This is a genomic window from Actinomadura luzonensis, from assembly GCF_022664455.2.
Lineage (GTDB): Bacteria > Actinomycetota > Actinomycetes > Streptosporangiales > Streptosporangiaceae > Nonomuraea > Nonomuraea luzonensis.
In genome coordinates this window covers 2,722,992-2,748,683 of sequence record NZ_JAKRKC020000002.1, presented here as the reverse complement: position 1 = coordinate 2,748,683, position 25,692 = coordinate 2,722,992, and the positions used below count along the sequence as shown (strand labels likewise).

The following is a 25,692-nucleotide window of genomic DNA, read 5'->3' as shown; positions in this document are numbered from 1 at the left end:
GCTGCGGTGAGCCTATCGAGGACCAGCCGGGGCAAGGTAATCAAGAAGGCGGGATCGCGGACGGTCCGCGGATTCCACGCGAACGAGGGGCGATCGATGAGGATCGGTGTTCCCGCAGAGGTCAAGAACAGCGAGTACCGGGTGGCGCTGACCCCGGCAGGCGTGCACGAGTTCACCCGGCACGGCCACCAGGTCCACGTCGAACGAGGGGCCGGCGAGGGGTCGGCGATCCCCGACGCCGACTTCGCCGCGGCGGGCGCGACGATCGTGCCCGCGGCCGACGAGGTGTGGGGCGCGGCCGACCTGGTGCTGAAGGTGAAGGAGCCGGTGGCCGAGGAGTACCACCGGCTGCGCAAGGGGCAGGTGCTGTTCACCTACCTCCACCTGGCCGCCTCCCGGCCCTGCACGCAGGCGCTGCTCGACTCGGGGTGCACGGCGGTCGCGTACGAGACCGTGCAGACCGACGCCGGGGCGCTGCCGCTGCTGGCCCCCATGTCGGAGGTCGCGGGCCGGCTCGCGCCGCAGGTGGGGGCGTACCACCTGATGCGCTCGGCGGGCGGCAGGGGCGTGCTGATGGGCGGCGTGTCCGGGGTGCGCGCGGCGCACGTCGTGGTCATCGGGGCGGGCGTGTCCGGGATGAACGCCGCCGCCATCGCCCTCGGCATGCAGGCCGAGGTGCTGCTGCTGGACAGGAACATCGACAAGCTGCGCCAGGCCGACCTCATCTACCAGGGCCACTGCCAGACGGTCGCCTCCAACCTGCTGGAGGTGGAGCGGGCGGTGCTGGAGGCCGACCTGGTGATCGGCGCGGTGCTGGTGCCCGGCGCGAAGGCGCCCAAGCTGGTGAGCAACGAGCTGGTCAGCCGGATGAAGCCGGGCTCGGTGCTGGTGGACATCTCGATCGACCAGGGCGGCTGCTTCGAGGACTCCCGGCCGACGACGCACGAGGAGCCGACGTACCGGGTGCACCGGTCGCTGTTCTACTGCGTGGCCAACATGCCGGGCGCGGTGCCGCACACGTCCACGTTCGCGCTGACCAACGTGACGCTGCCGTACGCGCTGGCGATCGCGGACCTGGGGTGGCGGCGGGCCATGCGCGAGGACCCGGCGCTGGCCCGCGGCCTGAGCACGCACGAGGGCCGGCTGACCAGCGGCCCGGTGGCCGAGGCGCACGGGCTGGAGTGGACGCCGCCGGAGGACGTGCTCGGCTGAGCCGTCCGCCGGCGGGCGCGGCCTCCCGCTCCTGTCGCGGGCTACTGCTGGGAGGGGCTGGCCGACGGCTTGAGCGTCTCCATCGGCGCGTTGGCCTGGCCCGTGGGCTCGGGCGGCAGCGGGGCCTGGTCCGCGGTGGTGGTGATGGCGTCGGAGCCGCCGCAGGTGGCGCCCGGCTCGGGGGTGTCGGCGCCGTTCTGGTACCGCTTGATGAAGGCGGGCAGCTTCGGGTCGGCCGGGTCGCTCAGCTTGAGCTGGTGGCCCCAGGAGGACACGACGACCGGCGAGGGCAGGCCGGGGAACGGGCTCATCAGCATGTAGTCCTGCTGGCCCGTGGTCGTGGCCACCTGCTTCAGCTTGTCGAGCTGCGCCTTGGGCAGGTCGGGCCGGTAGGTGATCCAGACGGCGCCGTGCTCCATCGAGTGGACCGCGTGCTCGGAGTGGATCGGCTTGTCGTAGATGGCGCACTGCTGCCAGTAGTTGTTGTGCTGGCCGCCGACGGGCGGGGTCTCCTTGTAGGTGACCGCGTTCCAGACGTGCTCGCCCGCCGCGTACTTGACGCTGGTCACGGCGTCGAGCGAGGTCTCACGAGCCTGTTTGACGAGGTAGAAGCCGACCACGCCGACGAGCACCACGATGATCAGCCCGCCCGTGCCCCACATGAGCAGCGCGGCGCGGCGTTGTTTGCGCTTCTGGTCGGCCCGCATCTTCTGCAGATGCTCGCGCCGCGCCTGCGCCTTCTCCTTCGTCATCGTTCCTCCATCGGCGTACCAACACGGGTCACCCTATGCCCTCCGGACGTATGCGGAGAATAAGGCGGAAGTAAGCGCGGCCCGGCGGCTTGCCCAGGACGGGGCGGCGGGGTGGGCGGCGAGTGGGTACGCTGGACGGGCCATGGAAAAGCCGCTCAGGAAACCCCTGCTCATCGTCTGCGGCGTGCTGGTGCTCGCCGCGGCGGCCTACCTGCTGTTCGCACGCGCGGGCACGCCGGGCGACTCCTCGCCCGAGGCCGGGTTCGCCCGCGACATGGCCGCGCACCACGCGCAGGCCGTCGAGATGGCGTTCGTCATCCGCGACAAGCAGCCCGCCAAGGAGGTCTCCAACCTGGCCTTCGACATCATCAACACCCAGGCCAACCAGCGCGGCATGTTCCTGGGCTGGCTGCAGCAGTGGGGGCTCGGCCAGGCGACCGACCAGAAGCCGATGGCCTGGATGAGCGGCCACGGGCACGGCGGCGGCTCCGCCGCCCCCGTCGCGAGCCCCGGGCAGATGCCCGGCATGGCCTCGCCCGCCGAGCTGGCCGAGCTCAAGGCGGCGACCGGCACGCAGGCCGAGGTGCTGTTCCTGCAGCTGATGATCCGGCACCATGAGGGCGGGGTGCAGATGGCCGAGGGCCTGCTCGACCAGTCCACCCGGCCCGAGGTGGTGAGCATGGCGCAGAAGATCGTCCAGGGGCAGAGCAGCGAGATCAAGCTGATGACCGAGCTGTTGCACCGGCGCGGCGCGCAGCCCTACCCGTCGATCCTGAAGTCGCAGTAGGCGGATGGACGCCGACGCGGTGGTGGTCGGCTCCGGGCCCAACGGGCTCGTCGCCGCCGTCACGCTGGCCCGCGCCGGCCGCCGGGTGGTGCTGCTGGAGGCGGCCGACCGGTTCGGCGGCGGGCTCCGCTCGGGAGAGCTGACGCTGCCCGGCCGGGTGCACGACTTCGGCGCGACGGTCATGGCGCTGGCCCTCGCCTCCCCCGCCTTCCGCGAGCTGCGCGCGCGGCACGAGCTGAAGGGCGTCGAGTTCGTCCACCCGCCCGTTCCGGCCGCCCATCCGCTGGACGGCCGGCCGGCGGTGCTCGTGCACCGCGACCCGGTCCGCACCGCCGCCGGGCTCGGCCGCGACGGGCCGGCCTGGCTGGCCACCGCCGGCGCCGCCGCGCGGGCCGGCCTGCCGCTGGTGGAGCTGCTGCTGAAGCCGCTCGGGCCGTGGCGGGGCGTGCCGCTGACGGCGTTCGCGCGGGCGGTCCCCTTCGGGGCGGCGGCGGCGCTGCCGGCCACGACGTTCGCGCGGCTCGCCTTCCGCACGCCGGAGGCGCGGGCGCTGCTCGCCGGCATGGCCGCGCACTCCGTCCTCGACCTGCGCTCCCCCGTCAGCGCCGGCTACGGGCTGCTGCTGGCGGCCCTGGCCCACTCGGTGGGCTGGCCGCTGGTGCGGGGCGGGTCGCAGGTGCTGGCCGACGCGCTGGTGGCCGAGCTGCGGTCGCTGGGCGGCGAGGCGGTCGCCGGGCACCGGGTGCGGCGGCTGTCGGAGGTGCGGGCGCCGGTGGTGGTGCTCGACGTGACGCCCCGGCAGTTCCTCGCCCTGGCCGACCTGCCGCCGCGCTACCGGGCGCGGCTGGAGCGCTACCGGTACGGGCCCGGCGTGTTCAAGCTCGACTGGGCGCTGGACGGGCCGGTGCCGTGGCGCGACCCGGCCGTGGCGGGGGCGGGCACCGTGCACCTCGGCGGCACGCTGGAGGAGATCGCGCTCAGCGAGGCGGAGACGGCCGCGGGCCGGGTCTCGCCGCGGCCGTACGTGCTGGTGGTGCAGCCGTACGCGGCCGACCCGACGCGCGGCGGGCACACGCTGTGGGCCTACTGCCATGTGCCGCACGGCTCCCGGGCCGACCTGACGGACGCCGTCGAGGCCCAGCTCGAACGGTACGCGCCCGGCTTCCGCGACCGGGTGCTGGCCCGCCACGCGATGGGGCCGGCCGAGCTGGAGGCGTACGACGCCAACCTGGTGGGCGGCGACATCTCGGGCGGGCTGTCCAGCCTGGCGCAGTTCCTGCGCCGCCCGGTGTGGTCCCCGGCGCCGTGGCGCACCCCGCTGCCGGGGGTGTTCCTGTGCTCGGCGGCCACGCCGCCGGGGGCCGGGACGCACGGCATGGGCGGCTGGCAGGCCGCCCGGCTCGCGCTGCGCCGGCCGGCGCGCTAGGACGCCGCCATCTCCTCGGCGACGGCCGCGGCGAAGGCGTCCACGTCGGCCTCGGTGGTGTCGAAGGCGCACATCCAGCGCACCTCGCCGGTCGCCTCGTTCCAGGTGTAGAAGCGGAAGCGCTTCTGCAGCCGCTCCGTCACGTCCTTCGGCAGGACGGCGAAGACGGCGTTGGCCTCGACCGGCCGGGGCAGGACGACGCCGGGGACGCGGCCGACGGCCTCGGCCAGCCGCCGCCCCATCGCGTTGGCCTGGCGGGCGTTGCGCAGCCACAGGTCGCCCGACAGCAGCGCCTCGAACTGCGCGGAGACGAAGCGCATCTTCGACGACAGCTGCATGTACGTCTTGCGGATGTAGTCGATCCCGCTCGCCGCCTCGGGGTCGAGGACGACGACCGCCTCCCCGTACAGCAGCCCGATCTTGGTGCCGCCGAAGGACAGCACGTCCACCCCGGCGTCGGTGGTGAGGGCCCGCATGGGCACGTCGAGCGCGGCGGCGGCGTTGGTGAGCCGGGAGCCGTCGAGGTGCACCAGCAGGCCCCGCTCGTGGGCGTGCGCGCAGATCGCGGCGATCTCGGCGGGCGTGTAGAGCGTGCCCAGCTCGGTGGTGTTGGAGATGGACACCACCCGCGGCTGGGCCCGGTGCACGTCGCCGAAGCCCCACGCCTGCCGGTCGATCAGCTCGGGCGTGAGCTTGCCGTCGGGGGTGGGCACGGTGAGGAGCTTGATCCCGCCCGCGACCTCGGGGGCGCCGCCCTCGTCGGTGTTGATGTGGGCGCTCTCCGCGCAGATGACCGCCTCCCAGGGGCGGAGCATGGCGCGCAGGGAGACGACGTTCGCGGCGGTGCCGTTGAAGACGGGCCAGGCCCGCGCCCGCTCGCCGAAGTGGCGGCGGAAGACGTCCTGGAGCGCCTCGGTGTAGACGTCGTCGCCGTAGGAGATCTGGTGGCCGCCGTTGGCGGCGGCGATGGCCTGGAGGATCTCGGGGTGGACGCCGGCGTAGTTGTCGCTGGCGAACGCCTTGAGCTGGGGGTCGTGCCGGGGGATCAAGAGGTGAGGTCCAATCGGGTGCCGTTGAGCTCGGCGGCGGGGCGGTCCCAGAGGCCGCCGATCGCCGCCGCGAGGTCGTTGACGTCGGTGAAGCCGGGGAATCGGGCCTGCGGCTTCTCGGCCCGCATGGCCTCGTTGACCAGGGCCTTGACGACGAGGACGACGGCCGCGGAGGAGGTGCCGGACAGCGCGTCGGCCAGGGCGAGGGTCCACGCCTCCGCCGCCGCCTTGGCCGCGCCGTAGACGGCGCCGCCGGCGGAGGGCCGCTCGGCGGCCTTGGCCGAGACGATCACGAAGCGGCCGTCGGCGCTGTGGCGCAGCAGCGGCTCGAAGGCCAGCGAGACGTGCTGGAGGGTGCGGATGAGCAGGTCGTGCAGGAGGTCCCAGTCGTCGAGCGAGGTCTCGGCGAAGGAGGATGACCCGCGCCAGCCGCCCACGAGGTGCACGACGCCGTCCACGCGGCCGTGCTCGCGCTCGACCCGCTCGGCCAGCCGCTGGACGGCGGCGCGGTCGAGGAGGTCCACGTCGTCCTTGTCGACGCCGATGACGGTGTCGCCGTTCTTACGGAAATATGCGGTCACGGCCTGGCCGGCGGGCCCGGCCGAGCCGGTCACCAGAATGATCATGCGCGGATTCCCTCAGTCGATTCGACCACGTCCGTCAGCTTACGGCGCAGTGCCTCGTAGAACATGCTCAGGGGGAACTCGTCCGGCAGCACCGCGTCCACCTTGGCCTTCTGCTCCTCCGGCAGCGCCGCGACGCCCTTGGCCCAGACGGAGGCCGGGTGCGGGGCCACGTACGCGGTCACCAGCTCGTAGGCCGCCAGCCAGTGCGCCAGCTTGGAGCGGTCGATGCTGTCGCGGTAGAGCTTCTCCACCTCGCCGCGCAGGTCGGCGACGCCGTCCGCGACCCGGTCCCAGTCGATCGAGAGCCGGTTGTCGGTCCACCGGACGATGTCGTTGCGGTGCAGGTAGGCGAACAGGAGCTGGCCGCCGAGCCCGTCGTAGTTGCGCACCCGCGCGCCGCTGATCGGGAAGCGGAACAGCCGGTCGAACAGGATGGCGTGCTGCACGTACCGGGCGTGCGGCACGCCCTGCCGCTCCAGCTCGACCGCCTCGCCGAACGCGGTCAGGTCGCAGCGCAGCTCCTCCAGCGAGTACAGCCAGTACGGCATCCGCTGCTTGATCATGAACGGGTCGAACGGCAGGTCGCCGTGGCTGTGCGTGCGGTCGTGGACCAGGTCCCAGAGCACGAAGGTGTCCTCGGCGAGCTGCTGGGAGGCCAGCAGCCGGGCGGCGTCCGGCGGCAGGTCGAGCTTGAGGGTCTCGGCCGCGGCCGCCGACACCCGGCGGAACCTGGCGGCCTCGCGGTCGGCGAAGATGCCGCCCCAGGTGAAGCGGGCGGGCGCCTGCCGCACGGCCACGGTCTCGGGGAACAGCACGGCCGAGTGGGTGTCGTAGCCGGAGGTGAAGTCGATGAAGCCGATCGGCACGAACATCGGGTTGTCGTAGCCGCCGGCCTCCAGGCGGGCCAGCCAGTCCGGCCAGATCGTGCGGATCCAGACGGCCTCCAGGTTGCGGTCCGGGTTGCCGTTCTGGGTGTACATGGGGAACACGACCAGGTGCTCCAGGCCGTCCACACGCTGGGTGTCGGGGTGGAACAGGTCGAGAGAGTCGAGGAAGTCGGGCACGCCGAGCCCGCCGGCCGCCCACGCGGCGAGGTCGCGGCGCACGGCCTCCAGGTACGCCGCGTCGTGCGGGAAGTGCGGCGCGAGCTCGCCGACGCGCGCGGAGATCCGCTCCACCAGCGCCGCGGCGCGCTCCTTGCCCTCCTCAGGCACCGAGCCGTCCTTGACCTGCAGCGGGCGCAGCTCCTCGACGGCGGCCTTGAGCGCCGCGAACAGCCCGGCCTTGGCCGCCCCGCTGCCGACCGCGGCGATGTGCGCGGTGCCGTCCGAGGGGGCGCCGTCCTCGGGCAGGCGGGCGGCCCAGGTGACGGCGTTGCCCCAGAGCCTGCGGTGGTCGTAGTCGTCGATCGAGTCGTCGCCGAACAGGTCGGAGTCGGCGAAGGCGACGACCCGGCCGCGCCCGTGCCGCACGGCGACGGCGAGCGGCGCGCCCGCCGGGTCGGCCGTGCCGGAGGTGGTGAACAGCACGGTCGCCGCGGTGCCCGGCGCCACGGTGAGGACGCCGCTGCGGTAGAAGCAGGCGTCCCTGACGCCGGCGAGCAGGCCGTCGCCGGTGGCGCGGGCGGCCCGCACCCAGGTGGCGACGCCGCGGTGGGCGTGCCCGGGGTCGCGGACGGTCGTGTGGCCGATGCCGAGGCCGAACCGGGCCAGCAGGTCGCGCAGGTTGTTGCCGTACTTGTCCTGCTCCTCCTCGGCCAGCACCACGAGCCCGCCGCCGCCGGCCACGTACGCCTCGATCGCGTCCAGCTCGGCGGCGGACAGGACCGGGCTGCCCTGGCCGGTGGTGCGCTCCCAGCGCTCGCCCGACGGGTGCGCGATCACCAGGACGTCGTGCCCGGCCAGCACGTCCGGCTGGAGCGTTCCCGAGGTGCGGGCGGTCACCGTGTGCCCGAGATGGCGCAGCAGGGCCGCGGCCCGCGCGTAGCTGTTGTCGTCGGGGTGGGCGGGGTTGATGGCCTCGGCCACCTCGCGCCGCACGGTCCACGACTCGCTGTGGGCCTCGTCGAAGAGCACCCGGGGGAACGCTCGCATAAAATCTCCTGTATCAACCGCCTTATGCCGGAAAATATACACACAAGGCGGGTGACCTGAGCAAACCGTCAGGCGGCCCCCGGCCGGACCACGCCGGTCTCGTACGCGAACACCACCGCCTGCGCCCGGTCCCGCAGGGACAGCTTCATCAGCACCCGCGCCACGTGCGTCTTGACCGTCGCCTCCCCCACGTACAGCTCGCCGGCGATCTCCGCGTTGGTCAGGCCGCGCGCCAGCAGCCGCAGCACCTCCAGCTCGCGCGGCGTCAGCTCGGCCAGCGCCGGCGAGGGCGTCGGCTCGGCCCGCCCGGCGAACGTGGCGATCACCCGGCTGGTCACCGCCGGGTCGAGCAGCGCGTCGCCCGCGTGCACCACCCGGATCGCGTCGAGGAGCTGCTCCGGCGGCGAGACCTTCAGCAGGAACCCGCTGGTGCCGGCGCGCAGCGCCGCGTACAGGTTCTCGTCGGTGTCGAACGTGGTCAGCGTGATGACCTTCGGCGGCGAAGGCGTGTCCAGCAGCTCCTTCGCCGCCGACAGCCCGTCGAGCCTGGGCATCGAGATGTCCATGAGGACGATGTCCGGGCGCGTCCGCCGCGCCACGGCGATCGCCTCCCGCCCGTCGGCGGCCTCGCCGACGACTTCCATGCCGGGGTCGCTATCGACGACCATGCGCAACCCGGCCCTCACCATCGCCTGGTCGTCGGCGATGACTATGCGAATGCCCACGCACGGAGGGTAGACTCCGCGCCCGTGCCTTGAACACCCAGGCCAAGCCGGACACAAGTCAGTTCCAAGTGCGCCCGCCGGTCACGAGACGTGGATGCTCTGCCGGAAGCGGGCCTGGGTCGCGTCGTCGCAGTTCGCCTTGGCGCAGAAGTACATCACCAGCATGTTCTTGGGCTGCCGGCCGATCACGTAGCTGACGAAGCCCAGCCGGGTGCCGGTCGACTGGTCGATCAGCGAGCCGTCGAAGCGGGTGGCCGGCTTGTTGCCCGCCTGGTCCTGCACCGGCTTGTCGAGGTCGACCGTGCCGGGCAGCAGGGCCTCCATCTTGGCCTTCATCTGGTCGGCGTCGCCGGCCGGGTCGACGGTGTCGGAGGTCTGGACGTACACGCCGGAGGCGCTGTCGGGGTCGTCGGCGACGATCTGCGAGACCGCCGCCCAGTCGGCCCCCGGGCCTGAGACGAACAACGACTCGAACTCCGCGGCGTGCGGCGAGGCCACGGCGAACAGGTCGCGATGGGTGCGGGCGGTCCAGTCGCCCGGGTAGTCGAAGGCGAGCGGCGCGGCCGGGCTGGGCTGGTAGCGCGCCCAGGTGTCGCCGCGGTGGCTGAAGACGATGAACGCCACCAGCGCGAGCGCGGCGACGGCGGCGACCAGCGTGACGGCCACGATCGGCACCCGGCCGGGACGCTTGCCACGCGTGCCCTCCCGGGTCGGCGCCCCGGGCGGCAGGGGGCCGGTGTGCGCGGAGCTCGCCCGCGGCCCGGCCTGTGACCCGCCCTGTGCCCCCGACGGCGGCGCGCCGAACGGGTAGGAGTGCGGCCCGGACGAACCAGGCACGGAGTGCGGCCCCGACAACCCTGGCACCGAGTGCGGCCCGGACGAACCGGGCACCGAGTGCGGCCCCGACGAGCCGGGCACCGAGTGCGGCCCCGACGAGCCGGGCCCGGAGGGCGGGCCCGGCACCGGGTACGGGCCCGAGTGCGGGCTCGTGCCGGGCCGCGGCACCAGCCCGCCCCTGCCCAGCAGGTCGTCCTGGTCGGCCTGGGGGCCGCTGATGGCGTCCCGCAGCGCCGTGACGAACTCGGTGCAGGTGGCGTAGCGCTGCTCGGGCGACTTGGCCAGCGCCCGCGCCATCACCGCGTCCACCTGCGGCGGCAGCTCGGGCCTGATGTGCGACAGCGGCACCGGCTGCTCGGCCAGGTGCGCCCACAGCAGCGCGATGTCGTTCTCCCGCTGGAACGGCAGCCGCGCCGACAGCGCCTCGTAGACCACGCAGCCCAGCGCGTACTGGTCGCAGCGCCCGTCGATGTGCTCCTTGTTGATCTGCTCGGGCGACATGTACCGGGGCGTGCCGATGAACTGGTCGGTCTGCGTCAGCCCGGAGATGGACGAGCGGTGCTTGGTGATGCCGAAGTCGGTGAGGTAGACGTGGTCGCCGGCCAGCAGGATGTTGGCCGGCTTGACGTCGCGGTGGATGAGGTCGTGCGCGTGCGCGGCGTCGAGCGCGGCGGCGACCTGGGCGAAGATGCGGTTGGCCGGGCCGAGCGGCAGCGGCCCCCGGTCGTGGATGAGCCGGCGCAGGTCGAGGCCGTCGACGTAGCGCATGGCGATGTAGAGCACGCCGTCGGCGTCGGCGTTGGCCTCGTAGATCGGGATGATGTTGGGGTGCTCGATGCTGGCGACCGTCCTGGACTCCAGGATGAACCGCTGCCTGAACCGGTCGTCGACGCTGAGCACCGGGTTGAGGATCTTCAGCGCCACCCGGCGGCTCAGCCGCGGGTCGAGCGCCAGGTAGACGACGGCCATGCCGCCCTTGCCCACGATGTCCTCGATGTAGTACCCGGCCACCTCCTGGCCGATGAGCGATCTCTCGTTCAATTGCATCACGTCTCGATGGGGTGACCACAGTAGCCGCAGAAGCGGTGCGCGTGCCCCAGCCTCATGCCGCACGACGTGCAGTACTTCATCGGGGCCTCCTGCGCGGTCATCACCTGCTGCTGCTGCGGGACCACTTGGAACGGCTGGGACCTCCGCACGACCACGGTCTGGTTCGCGCCCTCGTCGTACGGCGGCCCGGCCGCAAGCGGCTGCGGCGGTTCGGTCACCTTGTCAGGAGAGCGCCGGCGCCACAGCAGATACGCCCCGCCGCCCGCCGCGAGGAACAGCACCACCGCCGCCGCGAGGAACGGCCACAGCGGCCGCGAGGAGGTGGGCGAGGTCGCGGCGAGCTGCTTGGTGCCCTGGTCCTCCGGGCCGCCGCGCTTGGCCAGCGTGGTCTTGAGCAGGCCCGCCGCCACGACGTTGCCGGGGTAGAGCTCCAGCACCCGCTGGAAGCCGGGCGCGGCCTCGGTGTAGTACTTGGTGTGGTACCGCGTCAGCGCCGCCTCGAACGCGGTGTCGATGGCCCCGCGGCGCGGCGTCACCTTGGCCGCGGTCAGGACGTTCAGGACCTCCCTGATCCCGAGCATCTTGCCTTCCTTGCCGCCGCCGATGAGCAGGCCGATGACGTGCCCGTCCTTGTCTCCGATGACGGGGGCGCCGACCATGCCCTTGTCGGCCATGCCGCCGAGCTCGACCGGCTCGTCCACCTTCTTCTCCGGGTCGGCGAACGGCCGGCCCGTCTGGCCCTGGCCGCCGCCCTGGCCGAGGTGGGCGATGGCGACGGTGTGGTGCACGTCCGGGCCGGGACGGCCGAGGAAGCCGGCGACGTTGGTGGGCGAGCCGACCTGGTCGGGCACCTTGTCGGCGAGCGGCGCGGTCGGCACGCCGACACCGGTCGCGGGGGTCAGCGGCACCAGCACGGCGGGGTCGTCGGGGTTGGGGCCGGCCTTGATGCACTTGACCTTGTAGCCGGTGGTGCTGGCCGGGGAGACGTTGGGGTAGGCGGTGATCTCGGTGGTGATGGCGACGATGCAGGTGGCGGTGTCGGTCTTGGGCGGGTAGCACTCCTGCAGGTGGTGGTTGAGCTGGTCGTCGGAGAGCTTGTGCCGCTCGTAGTCGGCCGGGATCTTGACCTTGTGGTAGTCGGCGAAGATCTTGTTGGCGGCGTAGATCGCCACGTCGTTCGGGTTCACCGCGAGGCGGCGCAGGCCGACGACGGTGCCGTCGGGGTTGACGACCGTGCCGGTGCCCATGGCGAAGGGGATGTCGTAGGACCGCTCCACGTGTTTCAGCTCGCCGATGTGGTCGAGCAGGGTGATGTCCACGTGCGACACCGACTCCAGGCGCACCACGGCCGGGGTGACCAGGTCGGTGATGCCGCTGGGGTGGTCGTGGGCCGCGACCGGCGTCGCGGTCAGGAACAGTGCCGCCGCGATGGCACCGAGAAGAGCTGTGAGGCGCGCCATCTGTCCGCTCCCAACACAAGGAATAGGACCAGGGTCCCAATCACCTGTCGTAAGTCAATAGACCACTTCGTAGACAAGCGCTTGCTAGGGGGCGTAACGTACCCGGGTGGCCTTCGCGATCGGCGTCGATGTCGGCGGCACCTTCACCGATGTGGTCCTCCGGGATTCGTGCGGCGCGGTTTCCGTGGCAAAGTGCTTGAGTACCCACTACGACCCCATCGCGGGAATCGTCACGGGCGTTACGCGGGTGCTCGCGGGGCGCGACCCCGCGCAGGTCACCCGGGTCGTGCACGCCACCACGCTGGCCACCAACGCGGTGCTGGAGCGCACCGGGGCCCGCGTCGCCTACGTCACCACCGAGGGCTTCCGTGACGTCGTGCCGCTCGGCCGCTATGCCCGCGTCGAGGAGGACCGCTACGACCTCCGCTTCACCCCGCCCCCTCCCCCGGTCGCGCCCGAGGACTGCTTCGAGGTCACCGAGCGCGTCTCGGCCCGCGGCGAGGTGCTGACCCCGCTCGACGACGGCTCCGTGCGGCGGGTGGCCGCCGAGATCGCCCGGCGCGGCATCGGCTCGGCCGCGGTGTGCCTGCTCCACTCCTACGCCAACCCCGCGCACGAGCGCCGGGTCGCGGAGATCCTGCGCGCGTCGGTCCCGGCGGTGGTGACCTCCTCGGAGGTGTGGCCCGAGATCCGCGAGTACGAGCGCGCCACCACCACCATCATGTCCGCCTACATCGGCCCGCTGATGGCTTCCTACCTGTCCCAGCTGCGGGAGCGGCTGGCGGCGCTCGGCGTCCGCGCCCCCGTGCACGTCATGGAGTCCGGCGGCGGCGTGATCTCCGCCGAGCTGGCCGCGCGGCGGGCGGTCGCCACCATCGAGTCGGGGCCGGCGGCGGGCGTGCTGGCGGCCGCCGGGGCCGGGTTCGCGGAGGCGATCTCGTTCGACATGGGCGGGACGACCGCCAAGGCGTGCGTGGTGCGCGGCGGGCGGCCGGAGATCACCCACGAGTTCCACGTCGGCGGCAAGGGCAGCTTCGGCGGGCGGCGGGCGGGCACCGGCGTGCCGATCAAGACCCCGGCCATCGACCTGGCCGAGGTGGGCGCGGGCGGCGGCAGCGTGGCCTGGCTGGACGCCGCCGGCGCGCTGCGCGTCGGGCCGCGCTCGGCCGGCTCCTCCCCCGGCCCCGCCTGCTACGGGCTGGGCGGGGCCGAGCCCACGGTCACGGACGCCAACCTGGTGCTCGGCTACCTCTCCTCCGCCTCGATCCCGCTGCGGCCCGGGCCGGCGGCCGAGGCGCTGGACCGGCTGGCCGGGCCGCTCGGCGTGTCGCGGGAGGCGGCGGCGTACGCCGTCCACGAGATCGTCAGCGCCGCCATGGCGTCCGCGGTGCACGTCGTCACCGTGCAGCGCGGCATCGACCCGCGCGGGTTCGCCCTGGTCGCCTTCGGCGGGGCGGGCCCGATGCACGCGGCTCGGGTGGCCGGGCGGTTCGGGATCGCGACGGTGGTGGTGCCCGCGCACTGCGGGGTGGCCTCGGCGGCGGGGCTGCTGGCCGGCGAGCTGTCCACGGACCGGGTCAGGTCCCGGCTGGAGGCGGGCGACCCGGAGCCGGTCTTCGCCGAGCTGACGGCGGAGGCCGCCGCCGACCTGGGGGTCTCGCCCGGCGACCCGGCGGTGCGCGTGGAGCGGTCGGTGGACGTGCGCTTCCGCGGGCAGTCGCACGACCTGACCGTCGCCTGGTCGCCGTCGCGCGAGGTGCTGGCCGACCGGTTCGCCGAGCGGTACCGGCAGGTGTACGGCATCGCGCAGCGCGGCGAGATCGAGCCGGTCGGCTACCGCGTCCGCGTCACCGTCACGAACGGCACCACCGCCCCCGCCCCGCGCTCCACGGCGGCGGAGGGGCCCGCCACCCCCGGCCCGCGCTCCCCCGTGCCTCCACCGGCGGGGGCGGGTGGCCGCCGGGCCGCCTACTTCGCCGAGCGCGGCGGCTACGTCGAGGTGCCGGTGCACACCCGCGCCACCATGCCGGACCTGCTGCCCGGCCCGGCGATCATCGAGGACGCCGAGTCCACGATCGTCGTCCCGCCCTCCTGGACCGCCGCGCTGGTCCGCCGCTCCGGAGCCGTGCACCTGACCGCGGGCGGCCCGGCATGAAGGACGCCCTGACCGCCGAGGTGCTGCGCAACGCGCTGGTCGTGGCCGCGGAGGAGGCCAGCATCGTCGTGGTGCGCTCGGCCTGGTCGACGTTCATCGTGGAGGGCTCCGACGCCTCGGCCGCCCTCCTGGACGCCCGCGGCCGGCTCATCGCCCAGTCCATGGCCACCACGCTCATGAACAGCATGGCCCTCCGCACCGCCCTGCCCGAGCTGCTCGCCGACCACTCGCCGGGCACGATGCGGCCCGGCGAGGTGTACGCGCTCAACGACGCCTACCGGGGCGGCGTGCACACCAACGACCTGCTGGTCTACCGGCCGGTCTTCGCCGGGGGCGGGCCCGCGTACTTCGCCGCCACCATGATCCACGTCTCCGACCTCGGCGGGCTGTCGGCGGGCGGCATGGCCCCGCTGGCCACGGACATCTTCCTGGAGGGCCTGCAGCTCCCGCCGGTCCGGCTGGCCACGGCCAACGGTCTCGACCCGGCGATGGAGGCCGTGCTGCGGGCCAACAGCCGCACCCCGGACAAGGTCATGGGCGACGTCCGCGCGCTCGTCGCCGGGACCGCGGTGGCCGCCGCCCGCCTGGAGGCCGTCCTGGCCGAGTACGGCGAGGAGGGGCTGGCGGCCGGCGTCGAGGACTACCTCGACCACACCGAGGCCCGCACCCGCGCCTCACTGGCCGGGCTGCCCGAGGGGCGGTTCGCGGCGGCGTACCCGATCGACGACGACGGGATCGACGCCGGGCGCGCGCACGAGGTCCGCGTCGCCGTCACCCTCGGGCCCGGCGGCGCGGTGCTGGACTTCGCCGGCACCGGCCCCCAGGTGCCGGCCGCGATCAACGCCTCGGCCTCGCAGTCGCTGGCCGCCGCCGTCTTCGCGATCCGCTGCTTCCTGGACCCCACGATCCCCATGAACGACGGCTGCCTGCGCGCGATCGACGTCCGCCTGCCGGAGGGGTCGCTGCTGAACGCGCGCTCGCCGTACCCGTGCGGCGGCCGGTACGTGCCGATCTACGCCGCCATGGAGGCGGTCTTCCAGGCGATGTCGGACGCGGTGCCGGAGCGGGCGATCGCGGCCAGCGGCATCCTGCAGCCGTTCTCGATCGCGGCCGTGGGGGCGCCGTACTGGATCCACCTGTCCTACGACTTCGGCGGCGTGGGGGCGCGACGCGGGCTGGACGGCCCGGACGCGACCGGCGTGCACTTCGGCGTGGGCCGCAACTCGGTGCCGCAGGCCGAGCCGGTGGAGAGCCGCTGCCCGATCGTGGTCGAGTCGATCGCCACGATCCCGGACTCGGGCGGCCCCGGCCGCTGGCGGGGCGGGCTCGGCTCGCGGACGGTGTACCGCTTCCTCGCCGACTGCCACGTCACCACCCGGGGCGACCGCCTGCGCCTGCCTCCGCCGGGCCGCGACGGCGGCCTGCCCGGCCGCACCGGCGGCTTCTACAAGCGGCATCTGGACGGGCGGCTGGAACGGCTGGCGTCCAAGGTCAACAACGTGCGGTTCGCGGCCGGCGAGGCGTTCGTCGTCGCCACCACGGGCGGCGGCGGCCTCGGCCCCCCGTCCGGACGGGACCCGGCCGCCGTCCGCGCCGACCTCGCCACCGGCCGCGTCACCCCGGAGGGCGCGGCCCGCGACTACGGGCTTCTAACCGCGCAACCGCATCAGGTCGGCGGGATCGAAACTCACGGGAAATGGCGCTGACAAGGTGACCGCGGCTCCCGCCTTGTGGACAGTCGGGCCCTCGTAGGAACGTCCGTCGAGCTCGTAGACGTAGAGCGACGGCCCCTCATCGGGCTCGATGCGCCAGTAGCGAGGGATGCCTGCCTCGGCGTAGGCCGTCATCTTGGTGGATCTGTCCTGCGCCTTGCTGCTCGGGCTCACCACTTCGACCGCCAGCAGCAGGTCGCGTGGCGCGTACACGAGATCCACCGCCTCCGACACCTGCTCGGGCACGACCACCAGATCGGGAATGTAAAGGTCCTCCACGCTCGGGCTGACATTGACGGTCGTCAGGCACTCGATCCCGGCCGGTGCCGCGGTTTCGAGGATGACGACAAGCCGGCTGATCACACGCTGGTGCCGTGGCTTGGGGGCAGGGCTCACTACTAGGCTCCCGTTGAAGAGCTCATAACGGTTCCCGTCGTCGGGGAACTTGAGCAGGTCGTCGACCGTGAAGGGTGGCGCACCCGGGAGAACCGTGCGCCTCGTGCTGGTCGGTTCGATCGTCGCCATCGCGGTCACCCACTCAGTATCGCGAGCCTCGCCCTCGTCCACATGCTACTTCCCACGATCGCCTTACTTTAAGTGATGAGGCCGCCACGCCTCGGCGCCGCGGCGGACGGCGGTGTGGACGGCGCGGGCCGTCCGCGCCCCCCACTCCGAGCGCGGCCCGCCGAACAGCTCCGGCGGCCCGTCCGCGCCGACCTCGCCACCGGCCGCGTCACCCCAGAGGGCGCGGCCCGCGACTACGGCTTCGATCAGTCGTCGTCGACCAGATCCGCGGGATCGAGAGTGACGGGGTAGGGCGCCGCCAGAGTGACGGTGGTGCCGGGCTTGTGCGCCGACGGGCCGCGGTAGACGTCGCCGTCGAGCTCGCTGACGTAGAGCGTCGGACCTTCGAGGGGTTCGACCCGCCAGTAGGCGGGAATGCCGGCGGCGGCGTACGCCGTGGCCTTGGTGCCTCTGTCGTGCACCTTGGTGCTGGGGCTGACCACTTCCACGGCCAGGAGCACGTCAGCCGGGTCGAACATGAGCCGCACCGCTCTGGCTCTGGCCTTGGGCACGACCACGATGTCGGGGATGTAGAGATCCTTGTCGGAGGCGCGCACATTGACCGTCGACAGCACCTTGAAATGCGACGGCGCAGCCTGATGCAGGATCGTCTGCAGGATGAAGATCACGTCCTGGTGCAGGGGGGTGGGGGCAGGGCTCACTACTAGGCTCCCGTTGAAGAGCTCATAACGGTTCCCGTCGTCGGGGAACTTGAGCAGGTCGTCGACCGTGAAGGGTGGCGCACCCGGGAGAACCGTGCGCCTCGTGCTGGTCGGTTCGATCGTCGCCATCGCGGTCACCCACTCAGTATCGCGAGCCTCGCCCTCGTCCACATGCTACTTCCCACGATCGCCTTACTTTAAGTGATGAGGCCGCCACGCCTCGGCGCCGCGGCGGACGGCGGTGTGGACGGCGCGGGCCGTCCGCGCCCCCCACTCCGAGCGCGGCCCGCCGAACAGCTCCGGCGGCCCGTCCGCCCGCACCGCGACGCACACCGCGTCCGAGGCGGTGCCGGTGCCCGCGTAGCCGGTCTCGACGAGGGCCTGGGTCTTCGCCTCGGTGACGGTCATGACCAGGTTGACCAGGGCGGCGTCGGTCATGGCGACCGGCAGCGCGGCCACGATGTTGACCGTGCCGACCCGGATCGGGGCCAGCTCGGGGTCCGGCGCGCCGTCGGGGGCGGCGGCCCAGGTGGGGACGCGCAGGCCCACGGTGGCCCAGGCGTCCACGCCGCCGTCGGACGCCTGGACGCAGCGGTCCACGGAGGCGGCGGTCATCATGCCGACGCCGTTCCCGCCGGGCCCGAGCGAGACCAGGTGCTCGACCGGGTCCATGCGCGCGTACCCGGCCACGACCTGGGCGTTCAGCACCCATTCGCGCTCGCCGAGGCCCCCGCCGAGCATGGCGGAGGAGATCATCCGCCAGCCCGGCCCGAACTCCCACAGCAGCGCGCCGAGCCGCGCGCCTTCCTCGGTCCGGTACGTCAGCTTCATGAGCCACCTCTCACCAGGTGCACGACCGGACGCCCGTCCGGCCCCGGCTCGATCTTGACATGGGCGTCGAAGTGCCGTCCCACGAGTTCCTCGGTGAGCACCTGGGCGGGCTTGCCGGTCGCGGCGGCCCGGCCGCCGGCCAGCAGGAGCAGCGTGTCGGCGTACAGGCCGGCCACGGTCAGGTCGTGCAGCGTGGTGACGACGGTGAGCCCGTCGGCCCGCCGCAGCCGGTCCACCAGCTCCAGCACCTGCTGCTGGTGGCCGAGGTCGAGCGCGGTGGTCGGCTCGTCGAGCAGCAGCACGGGGGCCTGCTGGGCGAGCGCGCGGGCGAGCACCGCCCGCTGCCGCTCGCCGCCGGACAGCTCCCCGACGCGCCGGGCGGCCAGGTCGGCGAGGTCGAGCCGGGTCAGCACGGACCCGGTGACCTCGCGGTCGTGGGCGCTCTCGCGTCCCAGGTACGGGATGTAGGGGGTGCGGCCCAGCAACGCGTAGTCGAAGACCGACATGTCGGGCGGCAGCGCGGGCGTCTGCGGCGCGTACGCGACCAGCCGGGCCCGCGCCCGCGCTTTGAGCCCGTCCGCTGGCCGCCCGTCCAGGACGACCTCCCCCCGATGCGCGACCAGCCCCATGACGGCCTTGAGCAGGGTGGACTTGCCGGCCCCGTTCGGCCCGATGACGGCCAGCCACTCGCCCTGCCGCACCCGCAGCCCGACGTCGCGGACCACGTCGCGCTCGCCGAGCCGCACGCTCAGCCCCCGCGTCTCGATCACGTGCCCGTCCGCCGCGTCATCCGCAGCACCCCCACGAAGAAGGGCGCGCCGACGAACATCGTCACCACGCCGATCGGCAGCTCGGCGGGCGCGAGCACGGTGCGCGCGACCAGGTCGGCGAGCACGAGGAAGGCCGCGCCGCCGATCATCGACAGCGGCAGCACGATCCGGTACGAGCCGCCCGCCAGCCGCCGCACCACGTGCGGCACCACGATCCCGACGAACCCGATGAGCCCGCTCACCGCCACCGCCGCCGCCGTGGCCAGCGACGCCGCCAGCAGCACGACCAGCCGCACCCGGGCGGCGGGCACGCCGAGGCTGACGGCCTCCTCGTCGCCGACCGACAGCACGTCGAGCATGCGCCCGTGCAGCAGGAGCAGCCCGGCGGCGGCCACGGCGTACGGCAGCACCAGGAAGAACTGGTCCCAGCCCCCGCCGACGTCGCCGAGGATCCACGAGTAGATGCGCTGCAGCTCCTCGACCTTGAACTGCTGCACGAACGTCTGGATCGCGGTCAGGAACGACGTCACCGCCACCCCGGCCAGCACCAGCGTGGCGGTGCCGCCGGAGCGCCCGGCGGTGTTGCCGAGCGTGTACGCCAGCAGCACCCCGCCCACGGCCCCGGCGAACGCCGCGACCGGGATGCTCGCCGCCGTCGCCGGCAGCGCGACGATCGCGAACGTGGCCGCGAGGCCCGCCCCCGCCGCCGCGCCCAGCAGGTACGGGTCGGCGAGCGGGTTGCGGAACACGCCCTGGTACCCGGCCCCGGCCATGGCGAGCAGCCCGCCCACCACGGCGGCGACCAGCACGCGGGGCAGCCGCAGCTCGTACAGCAGGCCCTGCTCGACCGGCGTGAGCCCCGAGTCGGCGTGCACGAACGGCAGCCAGTCGGCGGCCTGGAGCACCACCTGCCAGGGCGACATGTCGGCGGCCCCGCCGAGCAGCCCCGCGATCATGGACAGGGCCAGCACGCCGAGGGCGCCCGCCACCCACAGGGGTCTGGCCCGCGACGGGCCGGCCTGTCTCGTCACGGTCAGCTCGCGCCGGCCTTGGCCACGGCGGCGCCGACGGTCTCGGCGAGCTGCACGATGCGCGGCCCCCAGCGGGAGGCGAGGTCGTCGTCGAGCTCGACCACCCGGTCATCGGCGATCGCCGACAGCTTGGCCCACCCGGGCCGCTCGGCCAGCGTCTCCTTGCTCTGCTTGCAGCACTTGACGTCGGCCAGGAAGATCAGGTCGGGGTCGGCCTGGGCGACGAACTCGGCCGACAGCTTGGGGTAGCCGCCCGCCGCTTCGGGCGCCTTGTCGGCGATGTTGGTCAGGCCGAACAGGGCGTACACCTGGCCGATGAACGTCTGGGACGTGGCGGCGTACGGCGTCTGGTCGAGCTCGTGGTAGTAGGTGAGCTTCTTGTCCTTCGGGGCCTCGGCGGCCAGCTTGTCCATGGCCGTCCTCATGCCGGCGACGACCTCGTCGGCCTTGGCCTTGTTGCCGGTGGCCGCGCCCAGCTCGGCGATCTCCTCGTACGCCTCGTCGAGGGTCTTGGCGGCCGGCTCCAGCAGCACCGGCACGCCGACCTTGCCCAGCTCGGCGACGACCTTGTCCAGGTCGTCGGAGAGCACGACGAGGTCGGGCTTCTTGGCGACGATGGCCTCGACGTTCGGCTTGAAGCCGGACAGGTCGGTGCGCGGGGCCTCGGGCGGGAAGTTCGAGCGGTCGTCCACGGCGACGACCTGCGGGCCGGCGCCGATGGCGAACAGGGACTCGGTGTGGGTGGCCGAGAGCGAGACGATGCGCTCGGGCTTCTTGGCGATGGTGACCTGGCCGTTGCCCGCCTCGATGGTGACGGGGAAGCCGGCGGCGGCGGGAGCCTGGGAGGAGGCGGGGGCGGGGGCGGAGCTGGCGGCGGGGGACGGGGTGGCCGGGGTGCCGCCGGTCTGGCCGCATCCGGCCAGCACCAGCGTTCCCAGCAGCGCGCCCGCGAAGGCCGTGCGTACGGGCCTCACGAGAAGTCCTTTCACACTGTCGGAACCGAGAGACCCGCGAAGAGCGACGGATCACCCTTTTCCACGAGGGTTGATGGCGTCAGCGCAGCGGCAGGCGACCTGGCTATGACAGTTGCGGGACAGCGCCGGACTCGCACCGGACTTCGCTGCGCACTGCGCGTCGGACAAACGCTATCAATCCTCTGGAGAGCCGCTTCGTCAAGGTGACAGTTGCGCTTCCGCCTCGGCGACGATCCGCTGCAGGCGCAGGCCGTGGGCGGCGTCGAGCGGGTGGCCGCCGCCGTCGCGGACGGTCCGCGCGAACTCCTCGGCGATGGCGTCGAGGGGGTCGTCGTCGAACGGCAGCAGGACGGCGTTGCCGGTGCGGCCGTACACGGCGAAGGTGGCGGGCGGCAGGTCGCCGACGGCCGCCATGCACAGCGACGCCTCCGACACCGCGCCGCCCTCGTGCTCCAGCAGCAGCCCGACCCAGCCGAGCGGGTTGCCGTGGGCGCGCACGCCGCGCACCCGGCCGAGCGCGGCGTCCAGCAGGTCGATCACGTGCGGGCCGACGTCGAGCAGCGCGCCGCGCTCCAGCCGCCAGGGCGTGGCGAAGGGGTGGTCGCCGAGGAGCGCGCCGGAGATGTTCGCGGCGTGGCCGCCGAACGGCCGGATCTCGCCGCACCTGGCCAGGAACGTCCTGGTCTGGACGGCGTAGCGCAGGGTGAGCACCATCTGGCTGGCCACGCCCGCCTCGGCCACCGCGTCGGCCAGCCGCCGGGCGCCGTCGAGGGAGTCGGCCAGCGGCTTCTCCAGCAGCAGCGCCTTGCCCGCGCGGGCGGCCCGGACGCCCAGCTCGGCCTGGACGGCGGGCGGCACGCAGAACGCCACCGCCTCGCAGTGCTCGAACAGCTCCTCGACGCGTTCGTACACCGGGGCGCCCAGCTCGGCGGCCGCCTCGGGCCGGCGGGCCCAGACGCCCGCGAGGCGGGTGTGCGGGCCCTTGGCCAGCATCGGCGCGTGCGCCATCCGCGCCCAGGGGCCCGCGCCCACCAGGCCGACCGCCACCGGCTCCATGAAACCTCCCGGAGTTTCGCATCAAAGGCACCTCAATGCCACATACCTCCCAATCTGCCCCCATACCCGCCTCAGCCACCTCCCGTTTTCCGGCCACCCCCTCGCAGCCGGCCCGCTGCCCGTGGGGCGCTCCTCAGGGGAGGAGGCGGCTGCGCTGAATGGCGTGCTGGGGGCGGTGCGCGAGGGTGCCGGAGTCGAGGATCAGGGTCTGGCCGGTCAGGCAGCGGCTCTCGTCGCAGGCCAGGAAGGCGACCAGGTGGGCGACGTCCTCCACCGTGCACGGCCACGGCAGCAGCCGCTCGGCGGCCTTGTCGGCGAGCTGGGCGGGCGACAGCGCGCGCTCGGCGGCCGGGGTCAGGACGAGCGCCGGCGCGACCGCGTTGCACCGGATGCCGCGCGCGCCGTACATGGTCGCGACGTACCGGGCGAAACCGACCAGGGCCGCCTTCGAGGCCCCGTACGCGGCGTGCGCCTCGTCCCCCGTGAAGGCCGACACCGACGAGGTGAGCACGATCGACCCGCCGTCCGGCATGGCGGGCACCGCGTGCTTGACCATGAGCATGGCCCCCCGCAGGTTGACCTCCATGGTCCGGTCCCAGACGGCGACGTCGAGGCCGGCCAGCTCCCGGTCGCGCCCGTACACCTCGGCGCCGAGCGCGGCGGCGTTGGAGTGCAGCACGTCCACCCGCCCGTACGCGGCCACCAGCGCCCCCACGGCGGCCGCCACCTGCTTCTCGGCCGAGACGTCGCACTCCAGCGCGAGCGCGTCCCCGCCCCGCTGCCTGACCAGCGCGGCGGTGGCCTCGGCGGCGTCGCCGCGCACGTCGAGCACGCCCACGCGGGCCCCTTCCGCGGCCAGCCGCAGCGCGCACGCGGCCCCGATCCCCGACCCGGCCCCGGTGACCAGCCCGGCCCGCCCGGCGAGCCGCCCGGCCGTCACCACTCCACCCGCAGCGCCGTCAGCCCGCGCCCGACCAGCGACCTGCGGTACGTCACCGGCTCGCCCGGCACCAGCCGCAGCCCCGGCAGCCGGCGGCCGAGCACCTCCAGCGCGGTCCGCAGCTGGAGCCGGCCGAGCGCCGCGCCCACGCAGAAGTGGATGCCGTAGCCGAACACGAGGTGGTCGGCGGCGTTGGGCCGGTCGATGCGGAAACGCTCGGGCTCGGGGAAGACGGTCTCGTCGTGCCCGGCGGAGTCGGTGGACAGCAGCACCAGCGCCCCGGCCGGGATGGTGACGCCGTGCAGGGTGACGTCCTCGGTGGCGTACCGGAACGAGCCGAGCGAGGCCCCGTCGATGCGCATGCACTCCTCGGCGGCGTTGCCGGCGAGCGGGGGCGGCACCGGCCAGGCGCCCTCGCGCAGCAGCCGCAGGACGCTGTTGCCGAGCTGGTTGGGGACGGTGTCGTTGCCGCCGAGCAGGATCGTGGAGATCAGCTCGACGACCTCGCGGTGGGTCAGCTCGTCGCCGATGAGCGCGGTCATGAGGGAGGTGAAGTCGTCGCGGGGGTCCGCGGCGCGGGCGGCGACGAGCCGGTCCACGTACGCGAGGTAGTCGAGGAAGCTGCCGGCCAGGTCGAGCTGGCGGGCCGGCGGCTGGGGCGACAGGAAGAGCTGGAACCAGTCCTTGACGTGCGCCTGCACGAACGCCTCATCCTCCTCGGGCACCCCGATGAAGCGGGCGGTCAGCTTGATGGACGGCTCGTGCCCGAGGTCGGCGACGAAGTCGGCCGCGCGGCGCGGGGCGACCCGGTCGAGCAGGTCCTCGTTGAGCCGGCGGAAGGTCTCCTCCATGGCTGCGACCGCGCGCGGCGTGAACGCCCGCGACACCGAGCGGCGCAGCCGGGTGTGGTCGGGCGGGTCCACGTTGGCGACGAAGCTGGACAGGAACGAGCCGTGCTCGCCCAGCTTCTCCCTGGTCTCGGCGGTCAGGCTGCGCGAGATGGTGAGCGAGCCCAGGGAGGAGAAGCGGCGGGGGTCGCCGTAGGCGGCGCGCACGTCGGCGTAGCGGGTCAGCACGCAGGCCCGCAGGTGCTCGCTCCAGAACACCGGCGACTCGTGGCGCAGCCGGGCGAGGAAGGGGTACGGGTTCGCGACGTGCCAGTCCGCGCTGACGTCGAAGTCGCCGGTGAGGGGCAGCGTCATCGGAGGATCTCCCGCGGGTTGACGACGAGCATCTGGTGGATCTGGTCGTCCGTGACGCCCCGCTTGCGCAGCTCGGGCAGGACGTCGCGGGGGATGTGCAGCAGGTGGTAGTCCGGGTGGCGGCGGCGTACGACGTCGGCGTCGAAGCGGTCGTTGAAGCAGTACGAGTCGTGCCCCAGCACCAGCCGCCCGGCGTGCCCGCGCGCGCACAGCTCGGCCACCACCGCGACGCGCTGCTCGAACGGCGCGATGGTGTCGATGCCGAACCGGTCCATGCCGAGGTAGGAGCCGCCCGCCAGCAGCTCCTCCAGGTAGGCGAGGTCCGCCGAGTCGCCCGCGTGCCCGATCACCACCCGCTCCGGGTCCACCCCGAGCGAGGTGAGCAGCCGCTGCTGGTCCAGCCCGCCCCGGGAGGCGCTGTGGGAGTGGGTGGTGATGGGCGCGCCGGTCTCCAGGTGGGCCTCGGCGACCGCCCGGAACACCCGTTCGCAGCCCTTGGTCATGCCGAGGTGGTCGGAGGCGCACTTGAGCATGGCGGCCTTGACGCCGGTGCGGCCGATGCCCTCGGTGAGGTCGCGCACGAAGAACTCCGCCAGCCGGTCCGGCCCGCCGAACAACGAGCCCGGCCCCCGGTTGGCGAAGTACGGCGGCAGCGCGTCGTAGGTGTAGTAGCCGGTCGCGGCGACGATGTTGACGCCGGTCAGCCCGGCCACCCGCTGCACGGCGGGCAGGTACCGGCCGAGCCCGGGGACGGTGAGGTCCACGATGGTGTCCACGCCCTCGGCCTGGAGCGCGTCGAGCTTGGCCGCCGCCTCCCGCGCCCGGATCTCGGGGTCCCAGCCTTCGGGGATGTCCGGCCAGTTCCACAGGATCTCCGGGCTGAGGCCGAAGACGTGCTCGTGCATGAGCGTCGCCCCGAGGTCGGCGACCGGTCCCCTCACGGTCGCGGGCACGGGAACCTCTCGTGCTCGAAGGGCCGGTTGACCCGCAGCCCGAGCCCGTCGGTCTGCCCGTACGGCAGGCCGGTGTAGAGGGCGTCGGCGTCGAAGTAGGTGACGGTGAACGACAGCCGCGGCCGGTCGTGCCGGTTGGCGGGCGCGCCGTGCACGGTGAGCGCGTGGTGCGCGGTCGCGTCGCCGGCCCTGAGGTCGAGCGGCGGCGACAGCTCCAGCTCCTTCAGCCAGGGGTGCTGGCTGAGCTGGTCGTCGCCGGGCCTGGTGAAGCTGCGGCCGAGCAGGCCGAAGCGGTGGGAGCCGCTGTAGAAGCGCAGCGACCCCATGTCGGCGGGCACGTCGGCGAGCGCCAGCCAGACGGTGAGCATGGCCGAGCGGTCCATCGGCATCCAGGGGAAGTCCTGGTGGAACTCGGTGGCGCCGTGCTCGCCCGCCTCCTTCACCAGCAGATTGGTGACCTGGACGCGCACCGCGCGCACCCCGCGCAGCAGCCGGACGGCGGTGCGGCCCATCCGGGGGTGCAGGGCCAGCGCGGCGAAGCGCTCGTCGTCCGCGGCGACGTCCCTGGACTGGCCGAACGCCTCGTCGACCGGGCTCCGCTTGCCGCGTTCCCGGCCGCGCAGGTGACCGAGGGCGCGCTCGCGCAGCTCGGCGGCGGTGTCCGGGTCGATGAGCCGGCCGAGCCGCACCCAGCCGTGCTCGTGGAAGAAGGCCGCCTCGTCGTCGGTGGCCTCGCGCACGGGGATCTCCATGCGCCCCAGTCTCGCACCTAAAGCAAGCGCTTGGTAAGAGACGATTTGCGTGCCCCGCACTCCCGCCCCCCCG

At 73.5% G+C, this 25,692-nt stretch carries 23 protein-coding genes; 5 read left to right on the top strand and 18 right to left on the bottom strand.

The annotated features are described in order from the left end of the window. Window positions 1-96: 96 nt before the first annotated feature. Window positions 97-1,212: an alanine dehydrogenase gene (gene ald / locus MF672_RS43060; protein ID WP_242379112.1), complete on the top strand. Its 1,116-nt coding sequence runs from the start codon at window positions 97-99 to the stop codon at window positions 1,210-1,212. Between the two features lie 41 nt (window positions 1,213-1,253). On the opposite strand, the gene MF672_RS43055 is transcribed toward ald, so the two are convergent. Then, window positions 1,254-1,964, bottom strand: coding sequence for a thioredoxin-like domain-containing protein (locus MF672_RS43055; RefSeq protein ID WP_242379111.1), 711 nt, complete (start codon window positions 1,962-1,964; stop codon window positions 1,254-1,256). 142 nt (window positions 1,965-2,106) lie between these two features. Between MF672_RS43055 and MF672_RS43050 the strand changes: the two genes are divergently transcribed. Continuing rightward, window positions 2,107-2,751, top strand: a complete 645-nt coding sequence (locus tag MF672_RS43050; protein ID WP_242379110.1) for a DUF305 domain-containing protein — start codon at window positions 2,107-2,109, stop codon at window positions 2,749-2,751. A gap of 4 nt (window positions 2,752-2,755) precedes the next feature. Further along, window positions 2,756-4,177, top strand: coding sequence for a phytoene desaturase family protein (locus MF672_RS43045; RefSeq protein WP_242379109.1), 1,422 nt, complete (start codon window positions 2,756-2,758; stop codon window positions 4,175-4,177). Here the strand turns inward: MF672_RS43045 and MF672_RS43040 are convergent. From MF672_RS43040 to MF672_RS43010, 6 genes are all read right to left on the bottom strand, one after another. Next, on the bottom strand, window positions 4,174-5,226 hold the full coding sequence (locus MF672_RS43040) for a threonine aldolase family protein (RefSeq protein WP_242379107.1): 1,053 nt from the start codon (window positions 5,224-5,226) through the stop codon (window positions 4,174-4,176). The two genes, MF672_RS43045 and MF672_RS43040, sit on opposite strands and share 4 nt — an antisense overlap. Continuing rightward, a complete protein-coding gene (locus MF672_RS43035; protein ID WP_242379106.1) occupies window positions 5,223-5,852 on the bottom strand; it encodes an SDR family NAD(P)-dependent oxidoreductase in 630 nt (209 codons plus the stop codon). Before MF672_RS43035 ends, MF672_RS43040 begins: the two co-directional genes overlap by 4 nt. After that, window positions 5,849-7,945 (bottom strand): DUF6421 family protein, encoded by a 2,097-nt coding sequence (locus MF672_RS51650; RefSeq protein WP_302893371.1) that lies wholly within the window; start codon window positions 7,943-7,945, stop codon window positions 5,849-5,851. The genes MF672_RS43035 and MF672_RS51650 overlap by 4 nt, the downstream gene beginning before the upstream one ends. A 68-nt stretch (window positions 7,946-8,013) precedes the next feature. Then, window positions 8,014-8,670: a response regulator gene (locus MF672_RS43020; protein ID WP_242379102.1), complete on the bottom strand. Its 657-nt coding sequence runs from the start codon at window positions 8,668-8,670 to the stop codon at window positions 8,014-8,016. An 81-nt stretch (window positions 8,671-8,751) separates the two neighbouring features. Continuing rightward, window positions 8,752-10,554: a serine/threonine protein kinase gene (locus tag MF672_RS43015; RefSeq protein WP_242379140.1), complete on the bottom strand. Its 1,803-nt coding sequence runs from the start codon at window positions 10,552-10,554 to the stop codon at window positions 8,752-8,754. Continuing rightward, a complete protein-coding gene (locus tag MF672_RS43010; protein WP_242379100.1) occupies window positions 10,554-12,017 on the bottom strand; it encodes a hypothetical protein in 1,464 nt (487 codons plus the stop codon). Before MF672_RS43010 ends, MF672_RS43015 begins: the two co-directional genes overlap by 1 nt. 106 nt (window positions 12,018-12,123) lie before the next feature. On the opposite strand from MF672_RS43010, the gene MF672_RS43005 reads away from it, so the two are divergent. Next, window positions 12,124-14,172, top strand: coding sequence for a hydantoinase/oxoprolinase family protein (locus MF672_RS43005; protein WP_242379097.1), 2,049 nt, complete (start codon window positions 12,124-12,126; stop codon window positions 14,170-14,172). Next, on the top strand, window positions 14,169-15,878 hold the full coding sequence (locus MF672_RS43000) for a hydantoinase B/oxoprolinase family protein (RefSeq protein ID WP_242379095.1): 1,710 nt from the start codon (window positions 14,169-14,171) through the stop codon (window positions 15,876-15,878). The genes MF672_RS43005 and MF672_RS43000 overlap by 4 nt, the downstream gene beginning before the upstream one ends. Here MF672_RS43000 and MF672_RS42995 read toward each other — a convergent pair. From MF672_RS42995 to MF672_RS42945, 11 genes are all read right to left on the bottom strand, one after another. Beyond that, the gene (locus MF672_RS42995; RefSeq protein WP_242379137.1) at window positions 15,822-16,409 is read right to left on the bottom strand and encodes a Uma2 family endonuclease; all 588 of its coding nucleotides are present in this window, start codon (window positions 16,407-16,409) and stop codon (window positions 15,822-15,824) included. The genes MF672_RS43000 and MF672_RS42995 overlap by 57 nt on opposite strands. 245 nt (window positions 16,410-16,654) lie before the next feature. Beyond that, window positions 16,655-17,239: a Uma2 family endonuclease gene (locus MF672_RS42990; protein ID WP_247815774.1), complete on the bottom strand. Its 585-nt coding sequence runs from the start codon at window positions 17,237-17,239 to the stop codon at window positions 16,655-16,657. Between the two features lie 63 nt (window positions 17,240-17,302). Continuing rightward, window positions 17,303-17,941: an adenosylcobinamide amidohydrolase gene (locus MF672_RS42985; RefSeq protein ID WP_242379092.1), complete on the bottom strand. Its 639-nt coding sequence runs from the start codon at window positions 17,939-17,941 to the stop codon at window positions 17,303-17,305. Further along, window positions 17,938-18,711, bottom strand: a complete 774-nt coding sequence (locus tag MF672_RS42980) for an ABC transporter ATP-binding protein (RefSeq protein WP_242379091.1) — start codon at window positions 18,709-18,711, stop codon at window positions 17,938-17,940. The genes MF672_RS42985 and MF672_RS42980 overlap by 4 nt, the downstream gene beginning before the upstream one ends. After that, complete coding sequence (locus MF672_RS42975; RefSeq protein WP_242379089.1) at window positions 18,708-19,742, bottom strand: FecCD family ABC transporter permease; 1,035 nt, start codon at window positions 19,740-19,742, stop codon at window positions 18,708-18,710. The genes MF672_RS42980 and MF672_RS42975 overlap by 4 nt, the downstream gene beginning before the upstream one ends. Window positions 19,743-19,744: 2 nt before the next feature. Then, on the bottom strand, window positions 19,745-20,716 hold the full coding sequence (locus tag MF672_RS42970; protein WP_242379088.1) for an ABC transporter substrate-binding protein: 972 nt from the start codon (window positions 20,714-20,716) through the stop codon (window positions 19,745-19,747). Between the two features lie 198 nt (window positions 20,717-20,914). After that, window positions 20,915-21,772 (bottom strand): Gfo/Idh/MocA family protein, encoded by an 858-nt coding sequence (locus MF672_RS42965; RefSeq protein ID WP_242379081.1) that lies wholly within the window; start codon window positions 21,770-21,772, stop codon window positions 20,915-20,917. A gap of 133 nt (window positions 21,773-21,905) precedes the next feature. Then, window positions 21,906-22,712: an SDR family NAD(P)-dependent oxidoreductase gene (locus MF672_RS42960; protein ID WP_242379079.1), complete on the bottom strand. Its 807-nt coding sequence runs from the start codon at window positions 22,710-22,712 to the stop codon at window positions 21,906-21,908. After that, window positions 22,709-23,914 (bottom strand): cytochrome P450, encoded by a 1,206-nt coding sequence (locus MF672_RS42955; protein WP_242379076.1) that lies wholly within the window; start codon window positions 23,912-23,914, stop codon window positions 22,709-22,711. Before MF672_RS42955 ends, MF672_RS42960 begins: the two co-directional genes overlap by 4 nt. Next, on the bottom strand, window positions 23,911-24,867 hold the full coding sequence (locus MF672_RS42950; RefSeq protein ID WP_242379073.1) for a phosphotriesterase family protein: 957 nt from the start codon (window positions 24,865-24,867) through the stop codon (window positions 23,911-23,913). The genes MF672_RS42955 and MF672_RS42950 overlap by 4 nt, the downstream gene beginning before the upstream one ends. Then, window positions 24,852-25,619, bottom strand: a complete 768-nt coding sequence (locus MF672_RS42945; protein WP_242379070.1) for a phytanoyl-CoA dioxygenase family protein — start codon at window positions 25,617-25,619, stop codon at window positions 24,852-24,854. The genes MF672_RS42950 and MF672_RS42945 overlap by 16 nt, the downstream gene beginning before the upstream one ends. Between the last annotated feature and the right edge of the window lie 73 nt (window positions 25,620-25,692).